This is a genomic window from Nocardioides sp. BP30, from assembly GCF_029873215.1.
GTDB lineage: Bacteria > Actinomycetota > Actinomycetes > Propionibacteriales > Nocardioidaceae > Nocardioides.
This window is the reverse complement of the sequence record NZ_CP123620.1, coordinates 2,732,842-2,743,382: the sequence shown is the minus strand read 5'-3', so window position 1 is coordinate 2,743,382 and position 10,541 is coordinate 2,732,842. Positions and strand designations below refer to the sequence as shown.

Annotated in this window: 11 protein-coding genes; 10 read left to right on the top strand and 1 reads right to left on the bottom strand. The window is 69.3% G+C overall.

All coding sequences use genetic code 11. From position 1 onward, the window contains the following. Positions 1 to 20 precede the first annotated feature (20 nt). From P5P86_RS13015 to P5P86_RS12975, 9 genes are all read left to right on the top strand, one after another. A complete protein-coding gene (locus P5P86_RS13015; RefSeq protein ID WP_280607867.1) occupies positions 21 to 737 on the top strand; it encodes a helix-turn-helix transcriptional regulator in 717 nt (238 codons plus the stop codon). Continuing rightward, positions 734 to 2,152: a Fe-S cluster assembly protein SufB gene (gene sufB, locus P5P86_RS13010; protein ID WP_280607866.1), complete on the top strand. Its 1,419-nt coding sequence runs from the start codon at positions 734 to 736 to the stop codon at positions 2,150 to 2,152. The genes P5P86_RS13015 and sufB overlap by 4 nt, the downstream gene beginning before the upstream one ends. Beyond that, complete coding sequence (gene sufD, locus P5P86_RS13005; protein ID WP_280607865.1) at positions 2,152 to 3,360, top strand: Fe-S cluster assembly protein SufD; 1,209 nt, start codon at positions 2,152 to 2,154, stop codon at positions 3,358 to 3,360. The genes sufB and sufD overlap by 1 nt, the downstream gene beginning before the upstream one ends. Continuing rightward, the gene (sufC, locus tag P5P86_RS13000) at positions 3,360 to 4,118 is read left to right on the top strand and encodes a Fe-S cluster assembly ATPase SufC (RefSeq protein WP_280607864.1); all 759 of its coding nucleotides are present in this window, start codon (positions 3,360 to 3,362) and stop codon (positions 4,116 to 4,118) included. Before sufD ends, sufC begins: the two co-directional genes overlap by 1 nt. 45 nt (positions 4,119 to 4,163) lie before the next feature. After that, entirely contained in the window at positions 4,164 to 5,459 is a 1,296-nt protein-coding gene (locus P5P86_RS12995; RefSeq protein ID WP_280607863.1) for a cysteine desulfurase, read from the top strand. Between the two features lie 5 nt (positions 5,460 to 5,464). After that, entirely contained in the window at positions 5,465 to 5,917 is a 453-nt protein-coding gene (gene sufU / locus P5P86_RS12990) for a Fe-S cluster assembly sulfur transfer protein SufU (protein ID WP_280607862.1), read from the top strand. Next, a complete protein-coding gene (locus tag P5P86_RS12985; RefSeq protein WP_280607861.1) occupies positions 5,914 to 6,276 on the top strand; it encodes a metal-sulfur cluster assembly factor in 363 nt (120 codons plus the stop codon). Before sufU ends, P5P86_RS12985 begins: the two co-directional genes overlap by 4 nt. Positions 6,277 to 6,393: 117 nt before the next feature. After that, entirely contained in the window at positions 6,394 to 6,975 is a 582-nt protein-coding gene (locus P5P86_RS12980) for an acVLRF1 family peptidyl-tRNA hydrolase (protein ID WP_280607860.1), read from the top strand. A gap of 27 nt (positions 6,976 to 7,002) precedes the next feature. After that, positions 7,003 to 7,908: an aminoglycoside phosphotransferase family protein gene (locus tag P5P86_RS12975; RefSeq protein WP_280607859.1), complete on the top strand. Its 906-nt coding sequence runs from the start codon at positions 7,003 to 7,005 to the stop codon at positions 7,906 to 7,908. A gap of 9 nt (positions 7,909 to 7,917) precedes the next feature. On the opposite strand, the gene ypfJ is transcribed toward P5P86_RS12975, so the two are convergent. Next, positions 7,918 to 8,856, bottom strand: coding sequence for a KPN_02809 family neutral zinc metallopeptidase (ypfJ, locus tag P5P86_RS12970; protein ID WP_280607858.1), 939 nt, complete (start codon positions 8,854 to 8,856; stop codon positions 7,918 to 7,920). A 78-nt stretch (positions 8,857 to 8,934) separates the two neighbouring features. Between ypfJ and P5P86_RS12965 the strand changes: the two genes are divergently transcribed. Next, positions 8,935 to 10,533, top strand: coding sequence for an ABC-F family ATP-binding cassette domain-containing protein (locus P5P86_RS12965; RefSeq protein ID WP_280607857.1), 1,599 nt, complete (start codon positions 8,935 to 8,937; stop codon positions 10,531 to 10,533). Positions 10,534 to 10,541: the final 8 nt, after the last annotated feature.

Below are 10,541 nucleotides of genomic sequence, written 5' to 3'. Positions count from 1 at the left end.
AATATCGTCACAATGATGTTGTGAAAATCGACGAGGGTGCTGCGCGGGCTGATGCCGGGCGCGCCGAGGACCGCAACACGCGTCAGCGTGTCGCGCGGTCGATCCTCGTCGACGGGCCCTCGACGGCGGCAGCGCTCGCGGAGCGGCTCGACCTCACCCCCGCCGCCGTACGACGCCATCTCGACCAGCTTGTCGAGGACGGCGCGGTGGAGGCGCGCGAGCCGCGACCGAGCGGGCACAAGGGCCGTGGCCGGCCGGCGAAGGTGTTCGCGCTCACCGAGCGTGGTCGCGGCGGCTTCGACCAGCAGTACGACGACCTGGCAGCCCAGGCGCTGCGCTTCCTGGCCGACAGTGCCGGCGAGGACGGCCTGCGGGCCTTCGCCCAGCGGCGGGCGGACTTCATCCGGGAGGGCTTCGCACGGCTGAGCGCCGAGCAGCCCGGGCTGAGTCCCGCGCAGGTGCTGGCCCAGGTCTTCACCGAGGCGGGCTATGTCGCCAAGGTCAGGGAATTGGCAGTGGTGGGCGAGCAGTTATGCCAACAGCACTGCCCGGTCTCCCATGTCGCCCATGAGTTCCCCCAGCTGTGCGAGGCCGAGACCGCAGCGATCAGCGAGGTCCTCGGCACCCACGTCCAACGGCTCGCGACCATCGCCCACGGCGACGGGGTCTGCACCACGTGCATCCCGAGCACCAGCAACACCGGTAGCAACACTGAGAGGAAGCAGGTCACGATATGACCTCGATCGAGGAGCTGAACCCCGAACTGAAGGGGATCGGCAAGTACGAGTTCGGCTGGGCCGACCCGGACGTCGCCGGTTCGGCGGCACAGCGCGGCCTCAACGACGCCGTCGTGCGCGACATCAGTGAGAAGAAGAACGAGCCGGAGTGGATGCTGGACCTGCGGCTGAAGGGCCTCAAGCTCTTCGGGCGCAAGCCGATGCCCACGTGGGGCTCGGACCTGTCGGGCATCGACTTCGACAACATCAAGTACTTCGTCCGCTCCTCGGAGAAGCAGGCCGCCAGCTGGGACGACCTGCCGGAGGACATCAAGAACACCTACGACAAGCTCGGCATCCCGGAGGCGGAGAAGCAGCGCCTGGTCGCGGGCGTCGCGGCGCAGTACGAGTCCGAGGTCGTCTACCACTCGATCCGCGAGGACCTCGAGCAGCAGGGCGTGATCTTCGTCGACACCGACACCGCGCTGAAGGAGCACGAGGAGCTCTTCAAGGAGTACTTCGGCACCGTCATCCCGGTCGGCGACAACAAGTTCGCCGCGCTCAACACCTCGGTGTGGTCGGGCGGCTCGTTCATCTACGTGCCGAAGGGCGTGCACGTCGACATCCCGCTGCAGGCCTACTTCCGGATCAACACCGAGAACATGGGCCAGTTCGAGCGCACGCTGATCATCGTCGACGAGGACGCCTACGTGCACTACGTCGAGGGCTGCACGGCGCCGATCTACTCCTCGGACTCGCTGCACTCAGCGGTCGTGGAGATCATCGTCAAGAAGGGCGGCCGCTGCCGCTACACGACCATCCAGAACTGGTCGAACAACGTCTACAACCTCGTGACTAAGCGCGCCGTCTGCGAGGCCGGCGCGACGATGGAGTGGGTCGACGGCAACATCGGCTCGAAGGTGACGATGAAGTACCCGGCCGTCTACCTGATGGGGGAGCACGCCAAGGGCGAGACGCTCTCGATCGCCTTCGCCGGCGAGGGCCAGCACCAGGACGCCGGCGCCAAGATGGTGCACGCCGCGCCGCACACCTCGAGCTCGATCCTGAGCAAGTCGGTGGCGCGCGGCGGTGGCCGGACGTCGTACCGCGGCCTGATCCAGGTCAACGAGGGCGCACACGGCTCGAAGTCCAACGTGCTCTGCGACGCGCTGCTGGTCGACCAGATCTCCCGGTCGGACACCTATCCCTACGTCGACATCCGCGAGGACGACGTCTCGATGGGCCACGAGGCCAGCGTCTCGAAGGTCTCCGACGACCAGCTCTTCTACCTGATGAGCCGCGGCATGGCCGAGGACGAGGCCATGGCGATGATCGTGCGCGGCTTCGTCGAGCCGATCGCCAAGGAGCTCCCGATGGAGTACGCCCTCGAGCTCAACCGCCTGATCGAGCTGCAGATGGAAGGAGCCGTCGGCTGATGACGGACACGTACGCCGAGCCCGTCGAGACGAACACCTCGGCGAGCTCGCTGGCCGCTGCGCTGGAGGTCGACAAGGTCGATTCCCACCTGCACCCGGAGGGCAGCTTCGAGGTCGCCGACCACCCGGTCCCGACCGGTCGCGAGGAGATCTGGCGGTTCACGCCGCTCAAGCGGCTCCGAGGCCTGTACGACGCGACGCCGTTCGGCGGCAAGCTCGACATGGACGGCCGGCTGCACGACGGGGTGAGCGTCACCACCGAGGTCTCCGGCCTTCTCGGGACCAGCGGTTTCGTGCCGACCGACCGGATCGCCGCGCGGGCCGCTGAGGCCTCGCCGACCAGCACGCTGGTCGAGATCGCCGCCGACACGGTCGTGCCCGACGCGGTCGTGCTCGAGGTGCGCGGTACCGGCATCGAGCCGGCGGTCGCCCAGCACGTGGTGGTGCGCGCCGGTGCCTTCTCCAAGGCGACGGTCGTCTTCCGCTTCGAGGGCTCGGCGACCCTGGCGGACAACGTCGAGATCCTCGTCGGCGACGGCGCCCAGCTGACCGTCGTCAGCATCGACGACTGGGCCGACGACGCCGTGCGGACCGGTCACAAGCACATCCGAGTGGGCCGCGACGCGCAGTTCAAGCACGTCGACGTCACCTTCGGCGGCGATGTCGTGCGCAACGACACCACCGCCGAGTACGCCGGACCCGGCGGCTCGGTGGAGATGCTCGGCCTGTACTTCGCCGACGCCGGTCAGCACATCGAGCACCGGCTCTTCGTGGACCACACCGCGCCGAAGACGAAGTCGCACGTCGTCTACAAGGGCGCGCTGCAGGGCGACGGCGCCCACGCTGTGTGGATCGGCAACGTGCTGATCCGCAAGGTCGCCGAGGGCATCGAGACCTACGAGGAGAACCGCAACCTCGTCCTCACCGACGGCGCCCAGGCCGACTCGGTGCCCAACCTGGAGATCGAGACCGGCGAGATCGAGGGTGCCGGTCACGCCTCGGCGGTCGGCCGCTTCGACGACGAGCAGCTGTTCTACCTGCGCAGCCGCGGAGTCTCCGAGGCCGAGGCACGGCGCCTGGTCGTGCACGGGTTCTTCAACGACCTCATCCGCCAGATCGGTGTGCCGGACCTGGAGGAGAAGCTGACCGCCACCGTGGAGGCGGAGCTCGCCAAGAACGTACTGAACGAGAAGAAGGACATCGCCTGATGAGCACGCTCGAGATCAAGGACCTGCACGTCTCGGTGGAGACCGAGGACGGCCCCAAGGAGATCCTCAAGGGCGTCACGCTGACCATCAAGGACGGTGAGACCCACGCGATCATGGGTCCCAACGGCTCCGGCAAGTCGACGACCGCCTACTCCATCGCCGGCCACCCGAAGTACACCATCACCGGGGGCACCGTGACCCTCGACGGTCAGGACGTGCTGGCGATGTCGGTCGACGAGCGGGCTCAGGCCGGGATGTTCCTCGCCATGCAGTACCCGGTCGAGGTCCCCGGCGTCTCGATGGCCAACTTCCTGCGCACCGCGAAGACGTCGCTCGACGGCGAGGCCCCCAAGCTGCGCACCTGGGTCAAGGACGTCAACGGCGCCCTGGACCGGATGAACCTCGACCCGGCCTTCTCGCAGCGCTCGGTCAACGAGGGCTTCTCCGGCGGCGAGAAGAAGCGCGCGGAGATCGCACAGCTCGACCTGCTCGACCCGAAGGTCGCGATCCTCGACGAGATCGACTCCGGCCTGGACATCGACGCGCTGAAGGTCGTCTCGGACGGCATCAACGACTTCCGCTCGCGCGAGGGCAAGGGCGTGCTGCTGATCACGCACTACACCCGCATCCTGCGCTACGTGAAGCCGGACTTCGTGCACGTGTTCGTCGACGGACGGATCGCCGAGTCCGGTGGCCCCGAGCTCGCCGAGGAGCTCGAGACGAACGGCTACACGAAGTACGTCGGCGCGCACGCCTGACCCCGTCCCCGCACCGCCGTCCACCCCGCTGACGAAGGAGTCGTCATGACGCAGCTTCCCGGGCTGCTGCCCGAGCTGGAGGTCGTCCGCAAGGACTTCCCGATCCTCGAGCGCAGCTTCGAGAACGGCCTGCCGCTGGTCTACCTCGACAGCGCCAACACCTCGCAGAAGCCGCAGATCGTCATCGACGCGATGGTCGACCACCTGGAGCGGCACAACGCGAACATCGCCCGCGCGATGCACCACCTGGGCGCAGAGGCGACCGAGGCCTTCGAGGCGGGTCGTGACACGACCGCGCGCTTCATCGGCGCCCCGGACCGGGACGAGGTGATCTTCACCAAGAACGCCTCCGAGGCGCTCAACCTGGTCGCCAACACGCTGGCGTGGGCGCGCCCCTCGACCGGCTCGGGACCCGATCTCACCATCGGCGAGGGCGACGAGATCGTCATCACCGAGCTGGAGCACCACTCCAACATCGTGCCGTGGCAGCTGCTCGCCGAGCGCAAGGGCGCGACGCTGCGCTGGTTCGGGCTCACCGACGACGGCCAGCTCGACCTGGGCAACATCGACGAGCTGATCAACGAGCGCACCAAGGTGGTCTCGCTGGCGTGGGTCTCGAACATGCTCGGCACCATCCTGCCGATCGCCGAGATCGCCCGCCGGGCGCACCAGGTCGGCGCCGTCGTGGTCGTGGACGCCTCGCAGGCAGCGCCGCAGCTGCCGATCGACCTGGCAGCGATGCCGATCGAGGAGCGGCCCGACTTCCTGGCCTTCACCGGGCACAAGACCGTCGGGCCGACCGGCATCGGCGTGCTGTGGGGCCGACGCGAGCTCCTCGAGCAGCTCCCGCCGTTCCTGGGCGGCGGCGAGATGATCGCCACCGTGCGGATGGAGGCCTCGACGTACGCCGGGATCCCGCACAAGTTCGAGGCCGGCACGCCACCGATCGCTGAAGCGGTCGGGCTCGGCGCGGCCCTGGAGTACCTGGGACACCTCGGCCTGGAGGCCATCCACGCGCACGAGCAGGCCATCACCGGCTACGCGCTGCAGGGTCTGCAGACGGTCAAGGGTCTGAAGGTCCTGGGCCCGCTCGACCCGGCGCTGCGCGGCGGTGCGATCTCCTTCGAGCTCGACGGCGTGCACCCCCACGACGTGGCGCAGGTGCTGGACTCGCGGGGCATCGCCGTCCGCGCCGGGCACCACTGCGCCAAGCCGGCCCACGCCCGCTTCGGCGTCCAGGCCTCCACCCGGATGTCGTCGTACCTCTACACGACGCCCGGCGAGATCGACGCGCTGGTCGAGGGCCTGGAATACACCCGCTCCTACTTCCGGTTGGACTGAGCGGTATGAGTCAAGATCTTGATGCGCTGTACCAGGAGATCATCCTGGACCACTACAAGCACCCCCACGGCAAGGGGCTGCGCGACGCCTTCGAAGCCGAGGTCCACCACGTCAACCCGACGTGCGGCGACGAGATCACGCTGCGCGTGCACGTCGACGACGGACGGGTGGCCGACGTGTCGTACGACGCGCTGGGCTGTTCGATCTCGCAGGCGTCGGCGTCAGTGCTCTACGACCTCGTCGTGGGCAAGCCCGTCGACGAGGCGATGGTCGTCCAGGAGGAGTTCCTGCAACTGATGCAGGGCAAGGGCAGCGTCGAGCCGGACGAGGAGGTGCTGGAGGACGGCATCGCCTTCGCCGGCGTCGCCAAGTTCCCCGCCCGCGTCAAGTGCGCTCTGCTGTCGTGGATGGCCTGGAAGGACGCCACCGCCCGCGCCCTCAAGGAGGAGAACCGATGACCGAGGCTGCCAACACCGACGAGGGTCTGAACACCGTCGCCGACGGCGCGACCCTCACGCTCGATGACGTGTCCGAGGCGATGAAGGACGTCGTCGACCCCGAGCTCGGGATCAACGTCGTCGACCTCGGGCTCGTCTACGGCATCCACATCGAGGAGCACTCGCGAGTGGTCCTCGACATGACGCTGACCTCGGCGGCCTGCCCGCTGACGGACGTCATCACCGACCAGACCAACACGGCCCTGGAGGGCATGGTCAACGACGTCCACATCAACTGGGTGTGGATGCCGCCGTGGGGTCCGGACAAGATCACGCCCGACGGACGCGAGATGCTCCGGGCGCTGGGGTTCAACGTCTGACGCTCGCTCGGGCGCTCTGACGGCGCGGATCGGTCCGCCGTCACCTCGTCCGCGTGCTCGGACGGCGCGGCCGTCCGCCCGCCCTGCGCCCCGTGCGTCACTCGCTAGGGTATGCGGATGGCAGAGGTGCTGGTCGCTGTGGAGCGGGTGCAGCGCTGGATCGACAACTTCGCCGGGCGGCACGGCGGTGTCGAGCTCGCGGTCGGTGACGATGCCCTGCGCGGGACGGCACCGGACGGCTCCAGCTTCGTCGCGCGGCTGCCGTTCGATCGCTCGTACGCCGGAGCGGCGGACCCGGCGGCCTTCGCGGAGGCGGCCGCGCCGCCGCCCGACTGGGGCGTGTTGCTGGTCCGCAGGGGCGGCTTCGCCGTTGCGCGGCTGCGGGGTGGCGAGGTCGTCGCGAGCAAGGTGGGCAAGCGGCACGTGCAGGGGCGCACCAAGGCGGGCGGCTGGAGCCAGCAGCGGTTCGCGCGACGTCGCGACAACCAGGCCCGCGTGGCCTTGGCGGCGGCCGACGAGCATGCCGCCCGGATCCTCGACGGCCTGGCGGGCCCGCTGGTCTACGGCGGGATCGAGGAGGCGTGTCCCGAGGGTGCGCTCCTGCTGGGAGGACACATCGCCGACCCGCGCCGCGACGTCCTCGACAAGGCCGTCGCCGATGCGCAGGCGGCGCGTGTGGAGGTGCTTAACGCCGAATGACGGGTGCGATGGGCTAGCGTCCCGCTCATGTGGCAGCCCGAGCCGGGGTGGCATCCGATGCCTGGTGGGACCAGCACGACCACTGTCGGGGTCTGGCGCGCCTCCATCGGCGATCGTCCGGTGGTGATCAAGCGGCTGGCCGCTCCGGCCCACTACGACCCGCCCGAGCTGAGCGACCCGCGCCACTTCGCCTTCTGGCGGCGCGAGGCGGACGTCGCGAGCTTCCGATTGCTGGAGGGTGTGCCGGGTGTCGCCCTGACGCCGACCGAGGTGCACGAGGACGCCGAGGGCATCACGCTGATCTCGGACTGGGTGGAGGACGCCGCCAACGCCGGGCTCTTCGTCGTGCACGCCCTGGGACGCTTCGCCGGGGCCGACCTCGCCCACGTGCGCTGGCTGGCCCGCAACCAGCTGCGCGACAGGCTCGAGCGGGTCGAACGGCACGGTGGCTGGCCGACGTTGGAGCGGACGACCGTCGCCGACGTGGCCCACGAGCTGTGGCGTCAGCGCGGGAAGCACCTCGACGAGCTGGACGCGCTGCCGCAGGTCGCCCAGCACGGCGATCCGACGCCGGCGAACCTCCCGGGCCGTGCCGGCGACCTGCTGATCGCGCTGGACTGGGCCTGCCTCGGGTACGGCGCTGTCGGTGCCGACCTCGGCCTCTACCTGCTCCCGGCCCGGGAGGAGTTCGAGCCGCTGCTCGACGCCTACCTGCTGGGTCTGCCCGACGGCCTCGCCACCCGTGCCCAGGCGACGCGCGGGGCCCAGATCACCGCCGTCTACACCGCCCTGACCCGCGCGGAGTGGGCGCTGGCCCGGGTGGCCGGGGGAGAGGGCGCCCTGCTCGCGAAGTTCCGTCATCCGGCCGTCGCCCCGCACCTGCGTGCCCTGCAGCGGCAGTTCCCGGCGATCGAGGCCCTGCTAGAAGGCTGAGGCGTGGCCTCAGTCGAGGCTGGCGGCGGAGAAGGTGTCGCAGGCGGAGATGTCGTCGTTCGCTTGCATGCCGGTGGTGAACCAGTGCTGCCGCTCGGCCGAGGAGCCGTGCGTCCACTGGTCGGGGTTCACCGAGCCGCCGGTGCGCTGCTGGATGTAGTCGTCGCCCACCTCCTTGGCCGCGGTGATGCCCTGCTGGATGTCGTCGGAGGTGATGTCGGAGATCAGCACGTTGCCGTCCTGGTCGGGCGTGGTCTCGGCACCGTGGGCCCACATTCCGGCGTAGCAGTCGGCCTGGAGCTCGAGGCGCACCGAGTCGCTCTTCTTGCCCTGCTGGGTCCGCACCTTGCTCATCGTCCCCAGCAGGTCCTGGATGTGGTGGCCGTACTCGTGCGCGATGACGTAGGCCCGCACGAACGGCGTGGCCTCCCCGCCCAGCTGCTTGAAGATCGTGTCGTAGAACGCGGTGTCGAGGTAGATCGTCTGGTCGCCCGAGCAGTAGAACGGTCCGACGTCGGTCGTCGCCGTGCCACAGCCGCCCGTGGAGACGGATCCGTGGAAGACGTGGATCGCCCGCTCGGGCTGGAACACGTCGGCGACCTGGGCCTGGTTCTTCCAGTAGTCGGTCAGCGAGTTCTCGACGGCGACCAGCGCGCATTCGTCGGAGTTGTTCGCATCCTCCCCGCTCGTGCAGGTCGAGTAGTCGAAGTCCTGCCCGTAGAGACCGACCGAGTTCCCGGAGAACGCCGAGCCGGTCAGGACGCCGCCCGCGCTGCCCCCGCCCAGGTTGGTGACGACGAGGTAGATGATCACAGCGACGATGAGGCCACCGATGCCGCCACCGGCCTTGCCGATCGGGATCGGGAACCCGCCGCCCGTGCCGCCGCCACCGCCGCCGACGTCCTGGGTGCGGCTCGCGTCGAGCCGCGCCTTGGCGTTGAAGCGCATGTGTGTCCCCCCATGAGACTCGGCGAGCACCCGACGAATACGGGACCAGGTGCCCAGCGCCTTAGACTAGTGAACCTCATGATCACCGCCCAGAACCTCGAGGTACGCGTGGGCGCGCGCCTCCTCATGGAGAACGTCAGCTTCCGTGTCGGGCCCGGTGACAAGGTGGGTCTGGTCGGCCGCAACGGTGCCGGCAAGACCACCCTGACCAAGGTGCTCGCCGGTGATCTGCTGCCGGCGGCGGGCGAGGTGGTCAACTCCGGCGAGCTCGGCTACCTGCCGCAGGACCCGCGCGTGGGCGACCCCGAGATGCTGGTCAAGGACCGGATCCTGTCGGCTCGCGGCCTCGACGTCGCCGTACGTCGGATGCGGGAGGCCGAGGTCGAGATGGGCTCGGACGACCCGAACCGCCGCGAGAAGGCGATGCGCAAGTACCAGCGCGCGCACGACCTGCTCGACGCCGGCGGTGGCTACGCGGCCGAGTCCGAGGCCCTGCAGATGGCGCAGTCGCTGGGCATCCCCGACCGACTGATCAACCAGCCCCTCGGCACGCTCTCGGGCGGCCAGCGCCGCCGCGTCGAGCTGGCGCGGATCCTGTTCTCCAGCGCCGAGGTGCTCATCCTCGACGAGCCGACCAACCACCTCGACGCCGACTCGATCGTGTGGCTGCGCGACTGGATGAAGTCCTACAAGGGCGGCTTCATCGTGATCAGCCACGACAACGAGCTGCTCGAGCAGACCGTCAACCGGGTGCTGCACCTCGACGCCAACCGGGCCGTCATCGACGTCTACAACATGGGCTGGAAGAACTACCTGCAGCAGCGCGAGACCGACGAGGCGCGCCGCAAGCGCGAGCTGCTCAACGCGCAGAACAAGGCGAAGACGCTCACCGACCAGGCCAACAAGATGCGGGCCAAGGCGTCGAAGGCCACCGCCGCGCAGTCGATGCTCAAGCGCGCCGAGCGCCTGCTCGAGGGCGTGGAGGGCGAGCGGCAGGCGGACAAGGTCGCGGCGATCAAGTTCCCCACGCCCGCACCCTGCGGCAAGACGCCGCTCACCGCCGAGGGCCTCTCGAAGTCGTACGGCGCCCTCGAGGTCTTCACCGCCGTCGACCTGGCGATCGACAAGGGCACCCGGGTCGTCATCCTGGGGCTCAACGGCGCCGGCAAGACGACGCTGCTGCGCATCCTCGCCGGAGTCGACAAGCCCGACACCGGCATGGTGATCCCCGGCCACGGCCTGAAGCTCGGCTACTACGCCCAGGAGCACGAGACGCTCGACGTACGCCGCTCGGTGCTGGAGAACATGCAGTCCGCGGCGCCGCAGCTGACCGACACCGAGGCGCGCTCGGTGCTGGGCTCGTTCCTCTTCACCGGTGACGACGCGCACAAGCCCGCAGGGGTCCTCTCCGGCGGCGAGAAGACCCGGCTGGCGCTGGCCTCCCTGGTGGTGAGCCAGGCCAATGTCCTGCTGCTCGACGAGCCGACCAACAACCTCGACCCCGCCTCGCGCGAGGAGGTGCTCAACGCCATCCGGCGCTACGAGGGCTCCATCATCCTGGTCACCCACGACGAGGGTGCGGTGCACGCGCTCGAGCCGGACCGGGTGCTGCTGCTGCCCGACGGTGTCGAGGACCTCTGGAACGTCGACTACGCGGACCTCGTCTCGCTGGCCTGAGGACCGGT